Source organism: Allobosea sp. 47.2.35, assembly GCF_024655635.1.
Classification (GTDB): domain Bacteria; phylum Pseudomonadota; class Alphaproteobacteria; order Rhizobiales; family Beijerinckiaceae; genus Allobosea.
This window is the reverse complement of sequence record NZ_JANLGI010000003.1, coordinates 313,147-335,970: the sequence shown is the minus strand read 5'-3', so window position 1 is coordinate 335,970 and position 22,824 is coordinate 313,147. Positions and strand designations below refer to the sequence as shown.

At 67.9% G+C, this 22,824-nt stretch carries 21 protein-coding genes; 7 read left to right on the top strand and 14 right to left on the bottom strand.

Translation table 11 applies throughout. From position 1 onward, the window contains the following. Nucleotides 1–12 precede the first annotated feature (12 nt). From NUV79_RS06760 to flgB, 11 genes are all read right to left on the bottom strand, one after another. On the bottom strand, nucleotides 13–636 hold the full coding sequence (locus tag NUV79_RS06760; RefSeq protein WP_257732293.1) for a hypothetical protein: 624 nt from the start codon (nucleotides 634–636) through the stop codon (nucleotides 13–15). A gap of 2 nt (nucleotides 637–638) precedes the next feature. After that, nucleotides 639–1,802, bottom strand: a complete 1,164-nt coding sequence (locus tag NUV79_RS06755; RefSeq protein ID WP_257732292.1) for a cyclic nucleotide-gated ion channel — start codon at nucleotides 1,800–1,802, stop codon at nucleotides 639–641. A gap of 7 nt (nucleotides 1,803–1,809) precedes the next feature. Beyond that, on the bottom strand, nucleotides 1,810–4,452 hold the full coding sequence (alaS, locus tag NUV79_RS06750) for an alanine--tRNA ligase (RefSeq protein WP_257732291.1): 2,643 nt from the start codon (nucleotides 4,450–4,452) through the stop codon (nucleotides 1,810–1,812). Between the two features lie 191 nt (nucleotides 4,453–4,643). Beyond that, entirely contained in the window at nucleotides 4,644–5,690 is a 1,047-nt protein-coding gene (gene recA / locus NUV79_RS06745; RefSeq protein ID WP_257732354.1) for a recombinase RecA, read from the bottom strand. A 371-nt stretch (nucleotides 5,691–6,061) separates the two neighbouring features. After that, nucleotides 6,062–8,566, bottom strand: a complete 2,505-nt coding sequence (gene cckA, locus NUV79_RS06740; protein WP_257732290.1) for a cell cycle histidine kinase CckA — start codon at nucleotides 8,564–8,566, stop codon at nucleotides 6,062–6,064. 71 nt (nucleotides 8,567–8,637) lie between these two features. Continuing rightward, on the bottom strand, nucleotides 8,638–9,705 hold the full coding sequence (gene flhB / locus NUV79_RS06735; protein WP_257732289.1) for a flagellar biosynthesis protein FlhB: 1,068 nt from the start codon (nucleotides 9,703–9,705) through the stop codon (nucleotides 8,638–8,640). Nucleotides 9,706–9,712: 7 nt separating this feature from the next. Further along, entirely contained in the window at nucleotides 9,713–10,468 is a 756-nt protein-coding gene (gene fliR / locus NUV79_RS06730; protein ID WP_257732353.1) for a flagellar biosynthetic protein FliR, read from the bottom strand. Between the two features lie 77 nt (nucleotides 10,469–10,545). After that, on the bottom strand, nucleotides 10,546–10,812 hold the full coding sequence (gene fliQ / locus NUV79_RS06725) for a flagellar biosynthesis protein FliQ (RefSeq protein WP_257732288.1): 267 nt from the start codon (nucleotides 10,810–10,812) through the stop codon (nucleotides 10,546–10,548). Between the two features lie 24 nt (nucleotides 10,813–10,836). After that, complete coding sequence (fliE, locus tag NUV79_RS06720; protein WP_257732287.1) at nucleotides 10,837–11,160, bottom strand: flagellar hook-basal body complex protein FliE; 324 nt, start codon at nucleotides 11,158–11,160, stop codon at nucleotides 10,837–10,839. Between the two features lie 32 nt (nucleotides 11,161–11,192). Continuing rightward, entirely contained in the window at nucleotides 11,193–11,603 is a 411-nt protein-coding gene (gene flgC / locus NUV79_RS06715; protein ID WP_257732286.1) for a flagellar basal body rod protein FlgC, read from the bottom strand. Between the two features lie 2 nt (nucleotides 11,604–11,605). Then, nucleotides 11,606–12,007, bottom strand: coding sequence for a flagellar basal body rod protein FlgB (gene flgB / locus NUV79_RS06710; RefSeq protein ID WP_257732285.1), 402 nt, complete (start codon nucleotides 12,005–12,007; stop codon nucleotides 11,606–11,608). Between the two features lie 223 nt (nucleotides 12,008–12,230). On the opposite strand from flgB, the gene NUV79_RS06705 reads away from it, so the two are divergent. Both NUV79_RS06705 and fliP read left to right on the top strand, forming a co-directional pair. Beyond that, nucleotides 12,231–13,547, top strand: coding sequence for a flagellar biosynthetic protein FliO (locus tag NUV79_RS06705; RefSeq protein WP_257732284.1), 1,317 nt, complete (start codon nucleotides 12,231–12,233; stop codon nucleotides 13,545–13,547). A 154-nt stretch (nucleotides 13,548–13,701) separates the two neighbouring features. Next, complete coding sequence (gene fliP / locus NUV79_RS06700) at nucleotides 13,702–14,469, top strand: flagellar type III secretion system pore protein FliP (RefSeq protein WP_374678919.1); 768 nt, start codon at nucleotides 13,702–13,704, stop codon at nucleotides 14,467–14,469. A gap of 69 nt (nucleotides 14,470–14,538) precedes the next feature. On the opposite strand, the gene rnd is transcribed toward fliP, so the two are convergent. Beyond that, the gene (gene rnd, locus NUV79_RS06695; protein WP_257732283.1) at nucleotides 14,539–15,678 is read right to left on the bottom strand and encodes a ribonuclease D; all 1,140 of its coding nucleotides are present in this window, start codon (nucleotides 15,676–15,678) and stop codon (nucleotides 14,539–14,541) included. A 142-nt stretch (nucleotides 15,679–15,820) separates the two neighbouring features. Between rnd and aspS the strand changes: the two genes are divergently transcribed. From aspS to NUV79_RS06670, 5 genes are read left to right on the top strand one after another with little or no spacing between them, the layout of a single operon-like run. Continuing rightward, nucleotides 15,821–17,599 (top strand): aspartate--tRNA ligase, encoded by a 1,779-nt coding sequence (gene aspS, locus NUV79_RS06690; protein WP_257732351.1) that lies wholly within the window; start codon nucleotides 15,821–15,823, stop codon nucleotides 17,597–17,599. A gap of 5 nt (nucleotides 17,600–17,604) precedes the next feature. Next, a complete protein-coding gene (locus tag NUV79_RS06685; RefSeq protein WP_257732282.1) occupies nucleotides 17,605–17,970 on the top strand; it encodes a hypothetical protein in 366 nt (121 codons plus the stop codon). Between the two features lie 8 nt (nucleotides 17,971–17,978). Then, nucleotides 17,979–18,287, top strand: a complete 309-nt coding sequence (locus NUV79_RS06680; RefSeq protein ID WP_257732281.1) for a hypothetical protein — start codon at nucleotides 17,979–17,981, stop codon at nucleotides 18,285–18,287. A gap of 42 nt (nucleotides 18,288–18,329) precedes the next feature. Next, nucleotides 18,330–19,211, top strand: coding sequence for a glycosyltransferase family 2 protein (locus NUV79_RS06675; protein WP_257732280.1), 882 nt, complete (start codon nucleotides 18,330–18,332; stop codon nucleotides 19,209–19,211). Further along, a complete protein-coding gene (locus NUV79_RS06670) occupies nucleotides 19,208–20,260 on the top strand; it encodes an acyltransferase family protein (RefSeq protein ID WP_257732279.1) in 1,053 nt (350 codons plus the stop codon). The genes NUV79_RS06675 and NUV79_RS06670 overlap by 4 nt, the downstream gene beginning before the upstream one ends. Here the strand turns inward: NUV79_RS06670 and NUV79_RS06665 are convergent. Next, entirely contained in the window at nucleotides 20,232–20,945 is a 714-nt protein-coding gene (locus NUV79_RS06665; RefSeq protein WP_257732278.1) for a CatB-related O-acetyltransferase, read from the bottom strand. The two genes, NUV79_RS06670 and NUV79_RS06665, sit on opposite strands and share 29 nt — an antisense overlap. Beyond that, nucleotides 20,935–22,764, bottom strand: a complete 1,830-nt coding sequence (locus NUV79_RS06660; RefSeq protein ID WP_257732277.1) for a hypothetical protein — start codon at nucleotides 22,762–22,764, stop codon at nucleotides 20,935–20,937. Before NUV79_RS06660 ends, NUV79_RS06665 begins: the two co-directional genes overlap by 11 nt. Nucleotides 22,765–22,824: the final 60 nt, after the last annotated feature.

Here is a 22,824-nt window from a genome sequence, read left to right as displayed (position 1 = left end):
GCTGGAGGCGGTTCATTCCACCTTGACCGCTCGTCGCGCCAGGATGCGATGCTCCGCCAGCGGCGCATGCAGCACGTAGCGCAGTTCATAGAGGCCCGGCTGGTCCGGCGCTTCCAACGTCGCCTCGACATTTTCGGCTGGGAAGAAGCGCGGGCCATCGGCATCGGCCGGCGCGTCGGGCTTCACCAGCAAGACGCGGTCCTGCTCGCCATTGGGGCCGATGCCGCGCACCGGCAAGCCCTGGCCACGGCCGACGCGCTCGGGCGCGGCCAGCGTCGCGCTCGGCTCGGTCGTGGCGAGCGGCTGGCGCTGCAGGATGACGGGGATACCGTCCTTCTCCACGGTCAGGCGCAGTTCATAGCTGCCGACCGCGCCGGGGGTGGGCAGGGCGGGCACCGTGTTCCTGGCCTCAATGACGACGATCGCCTTGCTCGCCGGATCGTCCGGGCGGGCGATGGCGAGGCGGGCGCCCTGCGGTGCGTTGCTCAGGAAGACGCTGAGCGGCGCGCCAGCGATGATGGTCCGGGCAGCGGAGAGGGCGGGGGCGTCGTGGCGGCGTTGAGCGGGTTTCGTCTGCGCAACGGCGAGCGCCGGCAGGAGCAGGGCGGCGAGCGCGATCAGGAGGCGGCGTTTCACGTTCATCCTCTCGCCAGCGCCCGGATGCGCTCGGCAAGCCGGGGATGGCGCGTGGTCAGCGCCCGGAAATCGATGGGGTCGAGCACCAGGAGCTTGGAAGGAACCGTCGCCACCGCCGCTTGCGGGCAGGGCGAATGGCTGGCGATGGCGATATCATCGAGCTGGAGTTCGCCGAAAAAATGGCCTTCGTCGAGCCGGTCGCGGCTATTGGCGAGAGAGACCTCGACCTCGCCGCTGGCGATGAAATAGAGCGCCCGGCCGGGCTCGCCCTGATGCATGATGACGGCGCCTGAGCGTACCGACTGGGCGCGCAGGAACTGCATCACGGCGGCGATCTCGCTGGCATCGAGCCCGCCGAACAGCGGCACGCGTGCGATCATGCTCCAGGTGACGACGAATTCGCGCCGGTGGATCTCCTGCGCGAAGGCCGTGGCGACGATGCCGACCGGCAAGGCGAGCATGACGAGGCCGAGCACGGCGGTGACGGCCGCGACCGCCTTGCCGGCCGCGGTGATCGGAAAGACGTCGCCATAGCCGACCGTGGTCAAGGTGATGATCGCCCACCACATCGCATCGGGGATCGTGCCGAACTTGTCGGGCTGGGCCTCATGCTCGACGAGATGCATGGCGCAGGCGGCCACCAGCATCACGCCCATCAGGATGACGAAACAGGCGACCAGCGCCTTGCGCTCGGCCGCCAACGCCGCGGCGAGCGAGGCCATGCCCGGCGAATAGCGGCCGAGTTTGAAGAAGCGCAGCAGGCGTAGCAGAAGAAGAAACCGGATCTCGCCGAAGCCCAGCAGCGCGGCCGCGAGCGGCAGGATCGCCAGCAGGTCGATGATGGCCGGGAAGGAGCGGAGATAGGCGATGCGAGCCCGCGTCGCGCTGAGGCCGCGATAGCGGGCATGTTCGGGCGCGATCCAGATGCGGATGACGTATTCGACCGTGAAGACCGCGAGCGAGATGCGCTCCAGCAGCTCGAAACCGGGGCCGAAGCGGGCGGCGAGCGTGGGAACCGATTCCAACACGATCGCCAGCACATTGGCGCAGATCAGCACGACCAGCGCCCGGTGGATCACGGTGGCGACGAGGTCGTCGCCGGCACCGTGATCGAACCACAGGTGAACCTGCCACCGCCAGCCCCGTCGAGGCGTGGCGGCGGCCATCTCTCCGTCAGCCCATCGCGGCCGCGACGGCGTCGAGCGCGGCTTGCGCCTTGCTGCCGTCCGGCCCGCCGGCCTGGGCCATGTCGCGGCGGCCGCCGCCGCCCTTGCCGCCGAGTTGCTCGGAGGCGACGCGGACGAGAGCGACCGCATCGAAGCGTTCGGTCAGGTCGGGCGTGACGCCGACGACGACGCCGGCCTTGCCGTCATCGGCGACGCCGACGATGGCGACGACGCCGGAGCCGACGCGGGCCTTGGCCTCGTCGGCGAGGCTCTTCAGGTCCTTCATCTCGATGCCGGTGACGGCGCGGGCCAGAAGCTTGGCACCGGCGATCTCCTGTACGGGGTCCTCGGCCGCGCCGCCGCCGCCCATGGCGAGCTTCTTGCGGGCCTCGGTCAATTCGCGGTCGAGCTTGCGGCGTTCCTCGATCAGCGCGGCGAGGCGGTTGCCGGCTTCGGCCGCGGGAACCTTGAGCAGGCTCGCGAGCCCGTCGAGCAGGCGCGATTCCTCGTTGAGGCGCAGGCGCGCGCCATTGCCGGTCATGGCTTCGAGGCGGCGCACGCCGGCCGCGACAGCGCCTTCGCCGACGATGCTGACGAGGCCGATATCGCCGGTGCGCGAGGCATGGGTGCCGCCGCAGAGCTCGACCGAATAGGCGCGGCCGGCCGGGTTCGTGCCCATCGCGACGACGCGGACCTCGTCACCATACTTCTCGCCGAACAGCGCGCGCGCGCCGGAGGCGATCGCCTCATCGACGCTCATCAGGCGGGTGGTGACCGGCTCATTCTGCAGGACGATCGCGTTGGCGATCTCCTCGACCTCGCGCAGCTCCTCGGCGCTGATGGGCTTGGGATGCGAGAAGTCGAAGCGCAGGCGATCGGCCGAGACCAGCGAGCCCTTCTGCGCGACATGGTCGCCGAGGACGAGGCGCAGCGCCTCGTGCAGCAGATGCGTCGCCGAGTGGTTGGCGCGGATCGCGGTGCGGCGCTCATGGTCGACGACGAGCTCGACGGCGGCGCCGAGCTTCAATTCGCCTTCCTTGACCGTGACGCTATGGGCGAAGACGTCGCCGAGCTTCTTCTGGACGTCGGTGACTTCGACCAGCGTGCCCGGCGCCTTGACCACGCCGGCATCGCCGACCTGACCACCGGACTCGCCGTAGAACGGCGTCTGGTTGACCAGCATGAAGCCGCTCTCGCCGGCCTTCAGGGACGGGATCTCGGCATTGTCGCGGATCAGCGCGGTGACGACGCCCTCGGCGGTCTCGGTGTCGTAGCCGAGGAACTCGGTCGCGCCGACCTTGTCGCGCAGCGGGAACCAGAGCGTCTCGGTCGCGGCCTCGCCGGAGCCGGACCAGGCGGCGCGCGCCTTGGCCTTCTGCTGCTGCATGGCGGCATCGAAGCCCTCGGTATCGACGGTGATCTCGCGGGCGCGCAGCGCGTCCTGCGTCAGGTCGAGCGGGAAGCCATAGGTGTCGTAGAGCGTGAAGGCGACATCGCCCTTGAGGCTCTGGCCGGCGGTCAGGTCCTTCGAGGCGTCGTCGAGCAGGGTGAGGCCGCGCGCCAGCGTGGTGCGGAAGCGGGTTTCCTCCAGCTTCAGCGTCTCGGTGATCAGGGCCTCGGCGCGCAACAGCTCGGGATAGGCGCGGCCCATCTCGCGGGTCAGCGCCGGCACGAGCTTGTAGAGCAGCGGCTCCTTGGCGCCGAGCAGCTGCGCATGGCGCATGCCGCGGCGCATGATCCGTCGCAGCACATAGCCGCGGCCCTCGTTCGAGGGCAGCACGCCATCGGCGATCAGGAAGGCGGAGCAGCGCAGATGATCGGCGATGACGCGATGGCTCGCCTTCATCGGCCCGTCCGGATCGACCGAGGTCAGGTCGGCGATGGCCGTGATCAGCGCGCGGAACAGGTCGATATTGTAATTGTCATGCGTGCCCTGGAGCACCGCCGCGATACGCTCCAGCCCCATGCCGGTATCGATCGAGGGGCGGGGCAGGTTGGTGCGGACGCCGCCGGCCGCTTCCTCGTATTGCATGAACACGAGGTTCCAGATCTCGATGAAGCGATCACCGTCCTGCTCGGCCGAGCCCGGCGGGCCGCCCCAGATATGGTCGCCATGGTCGTAGAATATCTCGGAGCAGGGGCCGCAGGGGCCGGTATCGCCCATGCGCCAGAAATTGTCCGAGGTCGGGATGCGGATGATCTTGTCGTCGGTCAGGCCGGCGATCTTCTTCCAGAGCGCATGCGCCTCGTCGTCTTCGGAGTAGACGGTGACCGTCAGCTTGTCCTTGGGCAGGCCGAATTCGCGCGTGACCAGGGTCCAGGCATGGTGGATCGCCTGTTCCTTGAAATAGTCGCCAAAGGAGAAGTTCCCCAGCATCTCGAAAAAGGTGTGATGGCGGGCGGTGTAGCCGACATTGTCGAGGTCGTTGTGCTTGCCGCCGGCGCGCACGCATTTCTGGGCGGTGGTGGCGCGCGAATAGGGGCGCTTCTCCTGGCCGGTGAAGACGTTCTTGAACTGCACCATGCCCGAATTGGCGAACATCAGCGTCGGGTCGTTGCGCGGCACGAGCGGGCTCGACGGCACGATCTCGTGGCCCTGGGACTGGAAGTAGTCGAGGAAGGTCGACCGGATATCGTTGACGCCGCTCATCGCTCTTTTGCGCTTCTCAACTCGGGCAGGGGCCGGGCTCGCGCTCGGCGGGAAGAACCGGTTCTAGTCAGGCGGTTGGCGCCTGTCCAGAAAGCTTGATGCAGCGCACCAGCCGCAAGGCCTTATCGGCAAACGAAAACGGGCGACCCGAAGGCCGCCCGCGTTATCTGTCCCTGATCGGGAAGGCCGTCTCAGGCCTCGCCTTCGTCGAGGTCGTCCGCGGTCGGGTCGGCCTGATCGAGGATGCGGTCGGCGACGAGGCCGGAATTCTGGCGGATCGTGGCTTCGATCTTGGCGGCGACGTCCGGATTGGTCTTGAGGAAGGTCTTGGCGTTCTCGCGGCCCTGGCCGAGGCGCTGGCTGTCGAAGGAGAACCAGGCACCGGCTTTCTCGACCATGCCGGCCTTGACGCCGAGATCGATCAGTTCGCCGACCTTCGAGATGCCCTCGCCGAACATGATGTCGAACTCGACCTGCTTGAAGGGCGGCGCGACCTTGTTCTTGACGACCTTGACGCGGACCTGGTTGCCGGTCGCCTCGTCGCGCTCCTTCAGCGTCGAGACGCGGCGAATGTCGAGGCGCACGGAAGCGTAGAACTTGAGCGCGTTGCCGCCGGTCGTGGTCTCCGGCGAGCCGTACATCACGCCGATCTTCATGCGGATCTGGTTGATGAAGATGACCATGCAGTTCGAGCGCGAGATCGAGGCGGTGAGCTTGCGCAGGGCCTGGCTCATCAGGCGGGCCTGGAGGCCGGGCTGCACGTCGCCCATCTCGCCCTCGATCTCGGCACGGGGCGTCAGCGCCGCGACGGAGTCGACCACGAGCACGTCGATCGCGCCGGAGCGGACGAGCGTGTCGGTGATCTCGAGCGCCTGCTCGCCGGTATCGGGCTGCGAGATCAGGAGGTCGTCGAGATTGACGCCGAGCTTGCGGGCATAGACCGGGTCGAGCGCATGCTCGGCATCGACGAAGGCGCAGACGCCGCCCTTCTTCTGGGCTTCGGCGATGGTGTGCAGCGCCAGCGTGGTTTTGCCGGAGGATTCCGGCCCGTAGATCTCGATGACGCGGCCCTTGGGCAGGCCGCCTACGCCGAGCGCAATGTCGAGGCCGAGCGAACCGGTCGAAATCGTCTCGATCTCGATCGCCTGCGGGTTCTTGCCCAGCCGCATGATCGAGCCCTTGCCGAAGGCACGTTCGATCTGGGAGAGCGCCGCATCCAGCGCCTTGGCCTTATCCATCGAGGAGCCTTCCACGAGTTTGAGATTCGCCTGATTCACGTTTCGGGCTCCTTATGGCAGGGCGAGGGGGACATCTCAATGCGTCTTGACATGAGAATGGTCACGCTTTGTTCCTGCTATCAAGTTCTTTTTTTGTTCTCAGTGTCAGTTTCTGTCAGGAGGGGTGTCAGGAGCTGTCACGGGAGGCATGGGCGCCGGTCGTATCTGGCGCCCGGTCGGGGGCGGCAGCTTCAGCCCTCATCCTGAGGAGCAAGCCGAAGGCTTGCGTCTCGAAGGATGCTCCAGATATCTCCGGAGCCTCCTGAAACATCCTTCGAGACGCCGCTGCGCGGCTCCTCAGGATGAGGGCTGAGAGAGGCTGGAACGGGCCTTCAGCCCATCGCCGCCTTCACCGTCTCGACGAGCTGCTTCATCGTGAAGGGCTTGGGCAGGAAGTGGAATTCCTCGCCCTCGGGCAGGTTCTTGCGGAAGGCTTCCTCGGCATAGCCGGAGACGAAGACGACCTTGGTGTTCGGATTGCGCTTGCGCAACTCGCCGAGCAGCGTCGGGCCGTCCATCTCGGGCATCACCACGTCGGAGACGACGAGATCGATCCGGCCGTCGTTCTGCAGGAAGAGGTCGAGCGCCTCGACGCCCGACGCCGCCTCGTGGACGGTGTAGCCGCGCGAGACCAGCATGCGGGCGTTGAGCGCGCGGACCGCATCCTCGTCCTCGACCAAGAGGATGACGCCGGCCCCTGTATGGTCGGCGGCGAGTTTCTTCGGCGCTTCCTTGGCGGCAGCCTCGGCGGCGATTTCCTCCTGGCTCGGGACATGGCGCGGCAGGAAGATCTGGAAGGCCGTGCCCTTGCCGATGGTCGAGTCGACGAAGACATAGCCACCGGTCTGCTTGACGATGCCATAGACCATGGAGAGGCCGAGGCCCGTGCCCTTGCCGACTTCCTTCGTGGTGAAGAAGGGCTCGAAGATCTTGTCGAGATGCTCCTGCGGGATGCCGGTGCCGGTATCCTCGACCTCCAGCAGCACATAGTCGTCGGTCGGCAGGGCCTCATGGCCGAAGGAGGCGCAGTCCTCGCGGGTGACGTTGCGGGTGCGGACCGCGAGCTTGCCGCCGTCCGGCATGGCGTCGCGGGCGTTGACGGCGAGGTTGACGATGACCTGCTCGAGCTGGCCGAGATCGGCCTTGACCGGCCAGAGGTCGCGACCCTGGCGGACGTCGAGCGTGACCTTGTCGGCGACGACGCGCTTGAGCATCAGCGAGAGATCGGAGAGCACCTCGCCGAGCTCCAGCACCTGCGGGCGCAGCGTCTGGCGGCGCGAGAAGGCGAGCAGCTGCCGCACCAGCGCCGCGGCGCGGTAGGCGTTCTGCTTGATCTGCATGATGTCCGGGAAGGACGGATCGGTCGGCCGGTGGCTCGCCAGCAGGAACTCGGAGGCGTTGATGATGACCTGCAGCACGTTGTTGAAGTCGTGCGCGATGCCGCCGGCGAGCTGGCCGACCGCCTGCATCTTGCCGGCCTGGTCCATGTTGTCGCGCAGTTTGCGCTCGGCCGTGGTCTCCAGCGCATAGACGATGGCGCGCTCGCCGTCGCCGCCCTCGGTGCCGGCGACCGGGGTGAGGTAGAGCTTGGCCGAGCGGCCGTCCTCGCCCACGAGGGCGAGGTCGAGCGGGTTGCCGCCCGAGCGGCCGGCAACGACCTCGGCCAGCGCCTCGTTGAGACCGCCGCCGGAAGCGACGAGGTCATGGATGGTGCGGGGGCGCAGGCCGACCGGGATCAGGCGGGCGAAGGCGGCGTTGGAATGCAGGATCGCGCCGGCCTCGTCGACGGTGGCGATCGCCATCGGCGTCGAATGGAAGAAGCGGGCGAAGCGGACCTCGGCATCGCTGCCGCCATCGGCGCCGGCCTCGCCGGCCGTGCGGTTGAGGACGAGGGTGCGCGAGGGGCCGGCGCGGCCGTCCTGGCCGAAGGCGACCTGATGGTGCAGGCGCACGGGCAGGGGGGCGCCGTTGCGGCGCTTCAGGTCGACATCGAGCACCTCGACGCGGACATCGCCGGGCTGGCCGCGGATCGCCTGGATCAGGGCGGCAGCTGAGGGCGTGCAGACATCGTCGAGATGCAGGCCGCCGGAGCCGAAGCGGGCGAGGTCGAAATCCAGCCAGCCGGAAAGGGTGGCGTTGAGATAGGAGATCTCGCCATCGGCATCGATCGAGATGAAGCCGGCCGGGGCATGATCGAGATAGTCGATCGCGTGCTGGAGCTCCTGGAAGGCGTTTTCCTGCCGCTCGCGCTCGGGCGTGATATCCGCGACCGACCAGATCGTCGCGGTCGTGGCCTCGCGGCGCACCGGCGAGACGCGGACGCGGTACCAGCCGACCTCGCCGCGCCCGTTCAGTGCGGGTTCCAGCCGGACTTCCTCGACCAAGCGGCGGTGCTCGCGGGCGGCGGTGGCGAGCCGGTAGATCGCCTCGGAGACGTCGGCGCGGCCGGTCAGCAGGCGCCCGACCGGCTTCAGGTCGTTGGCGCCGGTCGCGCCGGCGAGCGCGAGATAGGCCTCGTTGGCATAGACGACCTCGTTCTCGCTTTCGGTCACCACGATGCCGTCATCGGCACGATCGACGATCGCCTTGGTCAGATCGTTGCGAGCGGCGCGACCGGAAAACTGGACGAGACCGATGGCGAAGGCGAAGAGGCCGAAGACGCCGACGACCGAGAGCAGGGCGAGCAGGCCGAGGATCAGCGGCTGTGCCCATTCATTGGCGAGGAAGCCGAGCGCGATCGCCGCGCCGACGAGCAGGGCCGCGACGAACAGGATGATCCCGATATGGCCGGGCTTGTCCGAGCGATCGATCGTATTGGTCGCCGTGGTGCCGCTCATTGCGGTGGAGTCCGTTCCCTTGCGGCCGCGCGGAAACCGGGCGGCCAAGCTTCCTTCGCATCCGCTCCGAGTTAGGCGCGGCGACCCTTCAGGCGCAAGACGTATCCGATGACTTCGGCGACAGCCTGATAGTGTTCGACAGGAATTTCTTCGTCGATGTCGACCGTGGCGTAGAGCGCGCGCGCGAGCGGCGGGTTCTCGACGATCGGCACGCGGTGCTCGCCGGCGACCTCGCGGATCTTCAGGGCCATCGCATCGACGCCCTTGGCGAGGCAGAGCGGGGCCGGCATGCCGGGCTCGTATTGCAGGGCGACGGCGAAGTGGGTCGGGTTGGTGATGATCACGGTCGCCTTGGGCACCGCCGCCATCATGCGCTTGCGGACGCGGCTGGCGCGGATCTGGCGCAGCTTCGCCTTGACCTCGGGATTGCCTTCCGAGTTCTTGAATTCGTCCTTCATCTCCTGCTTGGTCATCTTCTGGCGCTGATACCAGGAGAAGCGCTGCCAGCCGAAATCGCCGATGGCGATGATGGCGAAGAGGGCGAGCACCGCGCCCATCAACTGGATGGCGAGCGAGAGCGTCGCCGGCATCAGTGCCTCGATGCCCATCTGGGCGAAGCCTTCGAGCCGGTCGTGCTGCTCCCATAGCACGTACCAGACGACGATGCCGATCAGCATGGTCTTGGCGAGGCCCTTGGCGAAATTGACCCAGGCCTCCTTGCCGAAGAGCCGCTTGGCGCCGGCCATCGGCGAGATACGGTTGAACTTCGGCATCAACGGCTCGAAGGTCCAGAGCGGCTTGTGCTGGAGCAGGGCGCCGGCAAGACCGGCGCAGAGGATGAAGGCGAAGGGCAGGCCCAGCGCCATGAAGCCGGTGAGCACCCCGCGCTGCGTGACCTGCATGAAGGAGGCGCCGTCGGCGGGGACCTGATGCGCGTTCATCAGGAAGGAGCGCAAGGACAGCATCGCCTCGCGGGCCGACCAGCCGGCCGCGACCATCAGGGCGAGCGTGAAGCCGCAGAGCACGAAGAAGGTCCCGATCTCCTGCGATTTGGGGACGTCGCCTTTCTCGGTGGCTTCGTCCAGCTTTCGCTGGGTCGGGTCTTCTGTTCTGTCTTCGTTTTCGGCTTCCTCGGACATCGCAGCCTCAGCCCGTGAACTGGCGGAGGAAGGCGCCGAGATCGGCGATGAAGACGCTCATCATCACACCGAGCACGACGAGCAGGACGAGCATGCCGCCCATGATCGAAGCGGGAACGGCAAGGAAGAAGACCTGCAATTGCGGCATCATCCGCGCGAGCACGCCGAGGCCGAGATTGAAGAGCAGGCCGAAGATGAGGAAGGGCGCGGAAATCTGGATGGCGAGCGCGAAGCCGCGCGCTGTCGAGCGGATCGCCAGCGCCATCGTGTCGGTCATGTCGACGGCGCCGCCGGGAGGCAGCAGGCGGTAGCTTTCATGAATCGCGGCGATGGCGATGTGGTGCAGGTCCGTGGTCAGGATCAGCGTGATGCCGAGCATCGTCAGGAAGTTGCCGATCGAGGGGTTCTGCATGCCGCCGGTCGGATCGACCGTCATGGCGAAGCCCAGCCCCATGGTCTGGGCGACGAGCGTGCCGGCGGTCTGCAGGCAGGCCATGACCAGCCGGGCGCAAAGCCCGATGACGAGGCCGATCAGCAACTCGCCGACGAGCAGCGCGACGACCCCGGAGACGTCGCCGGGCACGCGCAGGGAGGGCCGGGCGATCGGCACGATCATCAGGGCGATGAAGAAGGCGAGCGACAGCCGCGCCCGCGAGAAGATGAAGCGCTCGCCGATGCCGGGCATGAGCATGACGAGCGTGCCGACCCGCGCGAAGACGAGCACGAAAAGGGCGCTGATCTCTGGCAGGATCGCGATCTGCATCGTGCCGCGGGCACCTTCACGCCAAGGTGTGGGCCGCGGCGCCGCGCCGGCCAAGGCCGGCAGCAGGCGCGACGGGCTCATCCGCCCGTGGCGATTCGGGCGGCGACTCGCCCCATATAACCCGCCAGCGCGTCTCCCATGAACGGGAGAAACAGCAGCAGCGCGGCGAAGACGGCGACGATCTTCGGCACGAAGACCAGCGTCTGTTCCTGGATCTGGGTCAGGGCCTGGACCAGCGAGACGATGAGACCGACGACAAGCGCGATCACCATCAGCGGGCCGCCGACCTTGAGAAAGACGACGATGCCGTCGCGGGCGATGTCGAGAATGGCTCCGGAAGTCATTGTATTCGTCCGATCTCGCGGCCGTCAGACCGGCATCCGCATGATTTCTTCGTAAGCCGCGATGACACGGTCGCGCACTGCGACCAGCGTCTCGATCGCGGCTTCGCTCTCGGCCACCGCCGTCACGACATTGACGATATCGGCCCGGCCGCCGGCGACGCTCGCCGTCTGGGCATCGGCCTTGCGCCCGGCATCGGCCGTCGCATCGAGCGCCTTGCCGAGCAGGGCGGAGAAATCCGGCCCGCCCGCCTCTGCGCCGCCCGTGGCGAGCGGCTTGCGCATCAGATTGCCGGCACCCATCCCCTGGATGGAGGCATAGGCGCCCGCGGCGAAACCCGGAGTGGCCATGATTATCTAATCCCCTTCTGGAGCCGCGTGCTTCAAGCGCGCAGGATGTCGATGGTGCGCTGGATCATCCGGCGCGTCGAAGAGATCAGGTTGAGATTGGCTTCGTAGCTGCGCTGGGCCTCGCGCATGTCGACCATCTCGACCAGTGAATTCACGTTCGGCATCTGAACGTTGCCATTGGCATCGGCGGCCGGGTTGCCCGGCTCGTGCTTGGTCTTGAAGGCGCTCGGATCGCGCTGGACCTTGCCGAGCGCGACGAGCTGGGCGTCGAGCGTGCGGTCCATATGGCGCTGGAAGGTCGGGACCTTGCGGCGATAGGGCTCGGCGCCGGCACGTTCCGGACCCGAATCGGCATTGGCGATGTTCTCGGAGATGATACGCATGCGCCCGGACTGGCTGCGCAGGCCGGAGGCGGCGACGGCGATGCTCTTGATCAGGTCCATGATCAGCGGCCTTTCCCGATCGCGATCTTCATCAGGCCGAGGCCCTTGCTGTAGAGCGAGGCGGCGAGCTGATAGTCGGACTGGTTCTGCGCGACCTTGAGCATCTCGTCCTCGAGATTGACCGCGTTGCCGTTGGGCGTGGTCTCGAAGCGCGGGGCGCCGGTGCCGTCGAAGCCGCCATTGGCGGTGTTCAGGCTCATGTGCCCGGCGCTGGTGCGGGCGACCGCCACGCCGGCGCGGGCCGGATCGGCGCTCGGCGGCTTCAGGTCGACCGGGCGGAAGCCGGGGCTGTCGGCATTGGCGACGTTCTCGGCGAGCACCTTCTGACGCGACTGCTGGTAGTGCATGCGCGTCTTCAGCGCCTGCATCAGGCCGCCGCCGACGCTGAATCCGTCGTTCGCCATGGCTCCAGCTCCCCGTTTGCGTAGCCGGCGCGATCGGTCTACCCGGCAAATCCTGCCGGGTGCATGGTTAATATCCGGTTAAAGGGGCGGGTTTTCGCGGGTGTGATTAACCACGCGTTCACCATATTTCCCGATAGGAAAAGCGTTATGCTATAGCCAAGGTGTTGAACCATGGACGGGATTCAACGGCCGTCCGGGCCGCCGTCGCGTTAAGAGGCATACCTTGCAGAGCTTGTTCGGATTGGAACTCTCGACCGCGCAGAAGGTGATCGTCGCCTCTGTGGTCATTCTCGTGCTTCTCGCGCTGCTCGGATTGTTCGTGCGGCAAATCCAGGGCGGCCGCCTGCGCCTGCGCGGTCAGGCCGGTGGGCGGCAGCGCCAGCCACGGCTCGGCGTGGTCGACACCTACGACCTCGATCGCCAGCGCCAGCTCGTGCTGATCCGCCGCGACAACATCGAGCACCTGCTGATGATCGGCGGCGCCTCGGACGTCGTCGTCGAGACCAATATCATGCGCAGCGGCAGCCGTGCCGCGCCGCCGACCTATGCCGAGACCGCCGCTGACCGGCCGTTGCCGCCGTTCGAGTCGCTGGTTCCGCCAAGCGAGCCGGCGATGCGGGCCGGGGATGAAGCCCGCCGTGCCGGCTATGCGCCCGAAGGGCCGGAGCTGCTGCCGCCGCTGCCAAGCCGTGCAGCTCCGGCTCCGGCGGAGCCGCTTGTGAGCAGCTCTGCCGCTACCGTTGCGACCGCTGGCGTCGCCGCCGCGCTCGGTGTCGCCGCTTCAGAGGCGGTCGCCGCGGCCGCCAAGCCCGCCGCGCCGGCAATGCCGGTACCGCCCGTCACCACCGGGCCGGCGCCGAGCTTCGCGCGTGAACATGCGCCGCAGCCCGCCGTCAGTGCCGGCGAGCTCGACGACATGACGCGCCAGCTGGAGGAGGCGCTGAAGCGGCCGTTCTCCGCCGTCCGCCCGGCGAATCTTCCCGCCGATGAGGCTCCGGAGGTCGCTGCGCCGGCCGTGGAGCCGCCTCTCGTCACCGAAAAGCTCTCTCCCGCTCCTGTCGTCGAGGAGAAGGCGCCGCCGGTGAAGGCTGCCGCACCGATCGTCGAGCCGCCGGCGCCCGAGCCTGAGATCGTGCCGGAGATCGTCGTCGCGCCGGCTCCGGTCGCGCCGCCGCGGCAGAAGCCGATCCCGAGCGATGTCGAGGCGGAGCTCGCCGCAGCGCTGGGGCTGGCGCTGGATCGCCCGATCCAGAAGGCGCCGGAACCCAAGCCGTTCGAGCCGGCGCCCGCCGAGGTGCATCTTCCGGAGCCGGCCCCGGTGCTCGAGGATGAGCCGGCCGTCGAGGACGAGCTGGTCATCGAGGCAGAAGAGGCTGTCGTGATGGTCGAGGAGCCGGCTCCGGTCGAAGCTCCGAAGCCGCAGCCCGAGCCTGAAAAGCCGGCCGAGCCCGCGACCAAGGAGATCGATCCGTTCTCGGTGGACGCGATCGAAGCCGAGTTCGCCCGGCTGCTTGGCCGCGACCCGAAGGCCAAGCCCTGAGGCCGTAGCGCACGCCTGAGCGCCTTCGGGCGGCAGGCCATCAACAGGATTGTCGGCCATCCGGCCTTATGACGCCGCGCATCGGTTGCGCGGCGTTTTCGCGTGGCTAGCCTCGTCGGCGCCCGGTCGGTTGAGTCGGGCTGTGGCGGCGCGCGTGACATTCATCGGCGGACGAGCGAGACGGTTTCGAGGCGGGCGCGCCCTGGCGGCGGCCGCGCTGGTGCTCGTGCTCCAGAGCGTGCCGGCGCTGCCGCAGACCCTGTCGCTCGATCTCGGGCAGGGCGGTGGCGTGGCGGAGCGGGCACTCCAGCTCATCGCCGTCATCACGGTTCTGTCGCTGGCGCCGTCGATCCTGATCATGGTGACCTCGTTCACCCGGATCGTGGTGGTGCTGTCGCTGCTGCGCTCGGCGCTCGGCACGCAGACCGCGCCGCCGAACGCCGTGATCCTCGGGCTCTCGCTGTTCCTGACCGGCTTCGTGATGGCGCCGACCTTGCGCGAGGCCTACACGACGGCCGTCCAGCCGCTGGTCGCCGGGCAGATCCAGCCGCAGGAGGCCTATAATCGCGGCGTCGTGCCCTTCAAGACCTTCATGCTCAGGCATGTCCGCGAGAAGGACCTGGCGCTGTTCCTCGACATGTCGCAGGGGCCGCGTCCGCAAACGCCGCAGGATATCGGGGTCGAGGTGCTGATTCCGGCCTTCATGATCTCGGAGCTGCGCCGTGCCTTCGAGATCGGCTTCCTGCTGTTCGTGCCCTTCCTGATTATCGACCTCGTCGTGGCCTCGATCCTGATGTCGGTGGGCATGATGATGCTGCCGCCCGTGACGGTGGCGCTGCCGTTCAAACTGATCTTCTTCGTGCTGGTCGATGGCTGGGGTCTGGTCGCGGGCTCGCTGGTGAAGAGCTACGGCAGCAGTTGATCCGCCGCGAAATCGCGAATCGGATCAGCTGCCTGAGCGCGGTTCTTCAGGGCTTGATTCAGTCGGGCTTCAGCCCACGACCACCCGGCCGCGCTGGATGCGCAGGCTGAGCGAGCCGTTCTTCAACGCCAGCGCCTTCTCGCCGAAGACGCCGCGGCGCCAGCCCTGAAGGGCGGGCACCTCGGCGAGGTCGTCGGAGGCGATCGCGTCGAGATCGTCGCTGGAGGCGATGATCTTGGGCGCGACGCGCTCGGCATCGGCTACGGCCTTGAGCAGCACCTTGAGCAGGTCGAGAACGGCGGCATTGGTCGGCCGGCCGCGCTCGCGCTCCAGCCGGGGCAGGGTCTTGGGATCGATGGCGGCGGCGCGCTCGATCGCGGCCAGGACCTCGGCGCCGCTGCGCGAGCGCTCGAAGCCGTTGGGGACCGAGCGCAGTTCGGCCAACGCCTCGACCGAGCGCGGGCCGCGCTGGACGATATCCATCATGGCGTCGTCCTTGAGCACGCGCTGGCGCGGCACGTCGCGGGTCTGCGCCTCACGCTCGCGCCAGGCGGCGATCTCCATCAGGTTCGGCAGTTCGCGCGGCTTGCGGATGCGGCCCTTGAGGCGCTGCCAGGCATTCTCAGGCTTGACCTCGTAGGTCGCCGGCGAGGTCAGCACGGACATCTCCTCGGCGACCCAGCTTTCGCGGCCGCTGGCATCGAGATCGGCCTTCAGGGCGAGGTAGATGTCGCGCAGATGGGTGACGTCCGACTCGGCATAGGAGAGCTGCGCCTCGGTCAGCGGGCGGCGCGACCAGTCGGTGAAGCGCGAGGACTTGTCGATGCGCGCCTTGGCGAGGTCGTTGGCGAGCTGCTCGTAGCCGACCGAGTCGCCATAGCCGCAGACCATGGCGGCGACCTGCGTGTCGAAGAGCGGCGTCGGCAGCACGCGTCCGAGCAGCCAGACGATTTCGAGGTCCTGCCGCGCGGCGTGAAAGACCTTCACCACGGCCTCGTTGACCATCAGCGCGAAGAAGGGCGCGAGGTCGAGCTCCGGCGCGAGCGGATCGACTAGCACGGCCTCATCCGGCGAGGCGAGCTGGATCAGGCACAGCTTGGGGTAATAGGTGGTCTCGCGCAGGAACTCGGTGTCGACCGTGACGAAAGGGTGGCTCGCGAGGCGGTCACAGGCGGCGGAGAGCGCGGCGGTATCGGAAATGAGATGCATGGTGAGGCCGTCTTAGCAGAGACAGAAGCGGGATGTCGCGGGCGTTCTTGACATTTCGGGCGCGCGCGTGTGGTTAGCCGCAAGCTGCGGCTGGCGCGTTGCGCCGGCCTCCGACGCATTTCCGAAAGACACGCCCGTGACCCTGCATCGCTACCGTTCCCACACCTGCGGCGCGCTCCGCGACAGCGACATCGGCCAGAATGTGCGCCTCTCCGGCTGGTGCCACCGCATCCGCGACCATGGCGGCGTGCTCTTCATCGACCTGCGCGACCATTACGGCATGACCCAGGTGGTGATCGATCCTGATTCGCCGGCCTTTGCCGATGCCGAAACGCTGCGCTCGGAATGGGTCGTGCGCATCGACGGCAAGGTCAAGGCCCGTCTTGCCGGCACCGAGAACGCCAACCTGCCGACCGGCGCGGTCGAGGTTTTCGCGACCGCGATCGAGGTGCTCGGTCCTTCGGCCGAACTGCCGCTGCCCGTCTTCGGCGATCTCGAATATCCCGAGGACACGCGCCTCAAGTACCGCTTCCTCGATCTGCGTCGCGAGAAGCTGCATAACAACATCATGCTGCGCACCAAGGTCATCGACTCGATGCGCCGCCGCATGAAGGATTCCGGCTTCTCCGAGTTCCAGACGCCGATTCTGACCGCGTCCTCGCCGGAAGGCGCGCGTGACTTCCTGGTGCCGAGCCGCCTGCATGCCGGCAAGTTCTACGCGCTGCCGCAGGCGCCGCAGCAGTACAAGCAGCTGCTGATGATGGCGGGCTTCGACCGCTACTTCCAGATCGCGCCCTGCTTCCGCGACGAGGACCCGCGCGCCGACCGCCTGCCGGGCGAGTTCTACCAGCTCGACGTCGAGATGAGCTTCGTCGAGCAGGAGGACGTGTTCGCGACGATGGAGCCGGTGATCACCGGCGTGTTCGAGGAATTCGCCGAGGGCCGGAGCGTCCAGAAGAACTGGCCCCGCATTCCCTATGCCGAGGCGATCGCCAAATACGGCTCCGACAAGCCGGACCTGCGCAACCCGCTCGTCATGCAGGACGTTTCCGAGCATTTTCGCGGCTCGGGCTTCAAGGTCTTCGCCCGCATCCTCGAAGGCGAGAAGAACCGCGTCTGGGCAATTCCTGCGCCGGGCGGCGGCTCGCGCGCCTTCTGCGACCGGATGAACTCCTGGGCGCAGGGCGAGGGGCAGCCCGGTCTCGGCTACCTGATGGTCAAGGAAGACGGCGAGGGCCAGGGGCCGATCGCCAACAACATCGGGCCGGAGCGCGTCGCCGCGATCATCAAGCAGATGGGGCTGAAGGGCGGCGACGCCTGCTTCTTCGTCGCGGGCGACCCGGACAAGTTCTACAAGTTCGCCGGCAGCGCCCGGAACAAGGTCGGCCAGGAGCTCAGCCTGATCGACGAGAACGCCTTCGCCTTCGCCTGGATCGTCGACTTCCCGATGTTCGAGTACAACGAGGACGAGAAGAAGGTCGATTTCTCGCATAACCCCTTCTCGATGCCGCAGGGCGGCCTGAAGGCGCTGACCGAGGAAGACCCGCTCTCGCTCAAGGCGTTCCAGTACGACATCGCCTGCAACGGCTTCGAGCTGGCCTCGGGCGGTATCCGCAACCACAAGCCGGAAGCGATGGTGAAGGCCTTCGAGATCGCCGGCTATGGCGAGGAGACGGTGATCGAGCGCTTCGGCGGCATGTATCGCGCGTTCCAGTACGGCGCCCCGCCGCATGGCGGCATGGCGGCTGGCGTGGACCGCATCATCATGCTGCTGGCGCGGGCGACGAACCTGCGCGAGGTCGCGCTGTTCCCGATGAACCAGCAGGCCGTCGACCTGTTGATGGGGGCACCGGCCGAGGCGACGCCGAAGCAGCTGCGCGAGGCGCATCTGCGGATCAACGCTCCCGAGAAGAACGGCTGACCTCCATGGCCCTGCTGCCGATCGGGCGGGCGCTGCCGCTCGCCTGCCTTCTTGCGCCGCTGGGCGCCTGCGTCGCCGCCGGCGACAGCAGCGCCGGCCGTGCCTCTGCGCTGGCGACAACGGTCTCGCGCGCCACAACCTGCAAGGCGGGCTCGCCGCAGCGCTCGACGCTCGACCGTTTCCTCGCGGCCGAGAAGGCGCGTGGCGCCGACGAGCAGCAGATCGCGGCGGCGCGTGCGGCCTATGTCGGCGTCTCCGAGGCCGAGATGGTCAATCAGGGTGTGCGGCCGCAGCCCTGCACGGCGGAAGAGCGGGCGGAGCTGAAGGCACGGATGGGCCGCATCCGCGCCGGAGAGTTCGACAAGCTCTGAGCCGCGCCGTGCCGATGCCTTTGCCTCCCAAGCTCGCCGCTGCAACGGCTCTGTGCGCGGCGCTCGGCGCCTGCACCGTCGCAGGGCCGATGCCCGGCACGGTGGAATACGCCGCGGCCACCGTCTCGCGGGCCTATGATTGCGGGCTGCAGGTCGATCGCGGCCGGATCATCGCCCGGCTCGATCGACAGGAGCGGCAGCGCTTCGTCGCCGCCAATGCCGGCTATGCCGTGAAGTCCTACAAGGCGCCGCATCGCTGCGAGGCGAGCGAGCGCGAGCGGATCAAGGGCGAGATCGGCGCGCTTGCACGGCGCTGAAATCGCTTGCTTCCGGCCTCTCGACATGGCCACAAGGCGGCAATGCCTGCCGCCGCCATTACCGCCATCGTCGTCAGCTTTGACAGCGCCGAGGTCCTGCCCGCTTGCCTCGATGCGCTGGCCGGGGAGGGCGTGCCCGCCATTGTCGTCGACAATGCCAGCGGCGACGCCAGCCGCGCGATCGCGGCGGCGCAGGGCGCGCGGGTGATCGCGAATGCCCGCAACGAGGGCTATGGCCGCGCCAACAATATCGGCGTCGCGGCGGCCGACACGCCCTATGTGCTGATCGTCAACCCCGATCTGGAGCTGACGAAGGGTGCTGCCGCTGCGCTGCTGGAAGCGGCGGAACGTTATCCCGATGCCGGGATGCTGGCGCCGCGCATCGTCGAGCCGTCCGGCCGCATCTTCCTGCAGCCGCGCTCGCTGCTTTCGCCTCCGCATCTCAATCGCTCCGGCGCCATGACGATCCCGGAAGGCGATGCCTGCCTTCCCTTCCTGTCGGGGGCCTGCCTGCTGATCCGGCGCGAGATTTTCGTCGCGCTCGGCGGCTTCGACCCCGCGATCTTCCTGTTCTACGAGGATGACGACCTGTGCCGGCGCATGCGCGATGCCGGCCATGCGCTGGTCCATGTCCATGAGGCCGAGGCGCGCCATGGCCGTGGCCGCTCGACGGCGCCGTCCCCGCAACGGCGTTTCAAGGCGCGCTGGCATCTCGCCTGGTCCGAGCACTACATCGCCCGGAAATACGGGCTCGCCGGGCCGGGGCCGATGCGGATGCTGGAGAATGCCGGCAAGGCGGCGGGCTACGGGCTTTTGCTGAAGCGCGAAAAGATGTTCGCGCATGCTGGCTCGGCCGCCGGCGCGCGTGCCTGGCGGCGTGGCGAGACGGCGCTCGCTTATGAGGGGTTGGGGGAGATGCCATGAGCGGGCTGCGATCCACGGTCGCGGAGGCGCTCGCCAATCCGCACAATAATTTCGGCCTGCTCCGGCTCGTGATGGCGCTCGCCGTGGTCGTCTCGCATGCCTTCAGCGTCACCGACGGCCGGGTGGAGCAGGAGCCCTGGTTCCAGACCACCGGCTTCACGCTGGGGGAGCACGCGGTCAACGGCTTCTTCGCCGTCTCCGGCTTTCTGGTGACGATGAGCTTCGTCAGGCGCGGCTGGCGCGACTATGTCGTGGCGCGCCTGCTCAGGATCGCGCCGGGGCTGATCGCGGCGACGCTGATCGTCGCGCTCGGGCTGGGCGCAGCGATGACGACGCTCGACCGATCCGCCTATTTCAGCGATCCGCGGCTGTGGCGCTTCATTTCGGGGACGCTCACCACCTTCAAGAGCGCGGCGGCCTTGCCGGGCGTCTTCGAGACCAACCCGTTGCCCTTCCCGCTGGGGACGGTGTGGACGCTGAAATACGAGACGCTCTGCTATCTCGGTGTGCTCGTCGCGGGCCTCGCGGGGATACTGGCGCGGCCGCGTCTTGCGCTGGCGGCCCTGCTGGCGCTGACGCTGGCCGTCGTCCTGCGCGAGGTCATGGCGCCGCATGGTGCGAAGGGCACGGAGACGGCGCTGCGCCTGCCGCTGATCTTCCTTGCCGGGGGCGTGATCTATCTCTACCGCGAGACGATTCCGCTTTCGCTGCCGTTGCTGGTCGTTGCGCTGCTCGCGCTGGTGCCCTTGTCCTTCACGCCGCTATACAAGGCGGCGCTTTACCTCGTCACAGCTTGGGGCGTTCTCGTGCTGGCGCTGGCGCCGGCCCTGACACGGCGCTCGATCGAGCCGCCTGCTGACCTCTCCTACGGCGTCTACCTCTATGGCTGGCCGGTGCAGCAGGCGCTGCATGCGCTGTTTCCGTCGCTCGGGGCGGTGGTGCTGCTCTGGCCTTCGCTCGCCGTGACCATCGTCGTGGCGGCGCTGTCCTGGTACCTGATCGAGAAGCCGGCGCTGGGGCTCAAGCGCCGGCTGATGGGCGCTTCCTGAGCGCTTCCAGCAGGTCGTCGATCCGCTCGGAGAGCAGAAGCGGGATCAGACGTTCGATCTCGGTGCGAGGCCGGTTCCACCAGGTTGTTTCGAGCAGGGATGCGATCCGCGCCTCGTCGAAGCGATGCCTCACTACGCGGGCCGGATTGCCGGCGACGATTGCATAGGGCGGCACGTCGCGCGTGACGACGGAGCGCGCCGCGACCACGGCGCCGTGCCCGATGGTGACGCCGGACATGATCATGCATTGTGAGCCGAGCCAGACATCGTGGCCGATGACGACATCGCCGCGGGTCGTGTCATGGCCGGTCATCCCGGCGGCCTGCGGCCAGAGCCGGGGCAGGGCGGGGAAAGGATAGGTCGTCGCCCAGTCGAGGCGATGATTGCCGCCGAGCAGGATCTCGACCCCGTCCGCGATCGAACCATAGCGCCCGATGACGAGCCGCGCGCCGCTCTCGGGGAAGCGCACCTTCGGGCGGCCATAGGTGTAGGGGCTGATCGTGAATTGCCCCGGCCGCCTTGCGACGAGCTTCGCAAGGTGCAGCCGGGTCTGGTTGTCGGGGTTCACGCGCTTGCGCAGCCAGCCGCGGGGCACTTGCGGCAGGCCCGCCCACCAGGCCTCGAGGCCTGATGGGCGCCAGTCGCGGTCCTCGGGCGCTAACGCGCCCTGATCGTCACTGCGCATCGGCCTTGAGGTCGATCTTCTCGAAGATCTCGGTCGGCTCGGTCATGGTGATGATGTCGGCGAGGCCGAGGCCCGTCGCCGACCGGGCGCTGGCGGCGACGGTGAGCGTGCCCGGCTTGGCGACGAAGCGGGAGGCGGCGGCCGCCACGCTCTTGGCGCCGTCGGACGGGCCCAGGATCGCGGCGAGGCCGAGGCTCGCGACCATCGTGAACTGCTGACGGACGTCCTCGACCTTGCGCTTGGACTTGCGCGCCTCGTTCTCGATCAGCTTCTCGACCAGGCCGAAATTCTGCAGCTTGACCTGCAGGTTGCGGGCGGTCGCGCCGAGCGCGGCGACCTGCGCGAGGGCGAGATCGCTGGCGAACAGGTCCTTGGTGACGTTGCCGAGCGTGCCGGAGGCTTCGATCTGGGCGAGGCCGGCGCTGCCGAAGGAGAGCGTGCGGATCGCGATCTCGTTCTTCGCCGCTTCCCAGGCGAGGTCGAGCTTGGCCGAGAGGTCGAGCGTGCGGATGCCCATCGCGATCATGTCCTTGGCGGCCGGGTTGCCGGTGGCCTCGGAAACCGGGGTGACGAGGTTGTTGATCGTCAGCGCCAGACTGGTCGGGATGCCGTTGAGCTGCTCGCCTGCCTTGATCTCGAAGGAGCCGAGCGAAATCTTGACGGGCTCCTTGCCGGTGATGAGCGCGGGCGCGTCGATCGAGATGCCGGCAAGCCGGATGGTGCCGAGGGTCGGGATGAAGCGGCGGAAATCGACCTCGTCGATCGGCTTGTCGGGCTCGGCCAGCGCGGCCCGTAATTCGCGGATGACGGAGCCGAAGGCGAAGCCGGAATAGCCGATCGAATCGATGCCGCCCTTGGCCTCGCCGGAGCGGAACTGGAAGCCTTCCATGACGAAGCCGGATTTCGCCGGGGTGTTCTCGCCGAAGGCCATGCGGGCGATCCGCATGTCGACGGCGTCACCCTTTGCAGTGCTCTTCGGCGGCGGGTTCACGGTCATGACGAGGTCGCGCGCCTCGCCGCTGCCGTATTCGAACATGTCGAACAGCGCGAGCACGGAGAGGCCGAGCTGCCGTTCGGCCTCGGTCTTGGCAGGGGACTTGTCGGCATCGGCCTTCTTATCGCCCTGCTTGCGCTCGACCTCCTCGCTGGCCGCGGCAAGGCGGGACATCACGTCGAGCAGCGGCTCGGGGCCGACCTTGGCGGCAAAGCCGCGCGCGGTGGTGCGGCCGAGCGACATCTTGCCGGCCTTGCCCATGTCCAGGTTGTAGCCGTCCTGCTCGAAATTCCCGATGATCGGCAGCATTGCCTCGGTGGTGCCGGGCGCGGCCTTCTCGGTCAGCACGCGGGTGATCTGGCGCAGGTCGAACGCGTCGAAGGCGGTGCGCTTCAGTTCGCCCTTCATCGGGCCGGTGGCGGCGCCGTCGGCCGTGATGCTGGCGCTGGTCGATTCGCCGCGGGCGACCTTGCCCTCGCGGATATCGGTGAGGCGGATGTCGCGATAGGTCGTGGTCTGCTTCTGGTCACCGACCGTCTGCACCAGCGAGAGTTCCGGCGCGCTGATCTCGGCCGCGTTCAGCTTGGCCGCCCGGCCGGCAGCCGACTCGCCGGTGCCGGTGAACAGGGCCAGGAAGGCATCCTTCTCCAGGGTCGAGCCCTTGACCGCGATCTTCGGCGCGTTGATCACCAGCTTGCCGAGGTCGATCTTGACGTTGTCGAGCTGGAAATCGGCGGCCCAGGCCGAGGACGCGAAGGTCAGGAAGACGGCGGCCAGAGCCGTGCCGGCGAGATGCGTCGTCCGACGAGGGCGCGCAGCGATCATGGATATCTCCTGGTTCTCTAATCCGGCGAAACTGCCGCAAGCAGCTGACGAAAGAAAGCC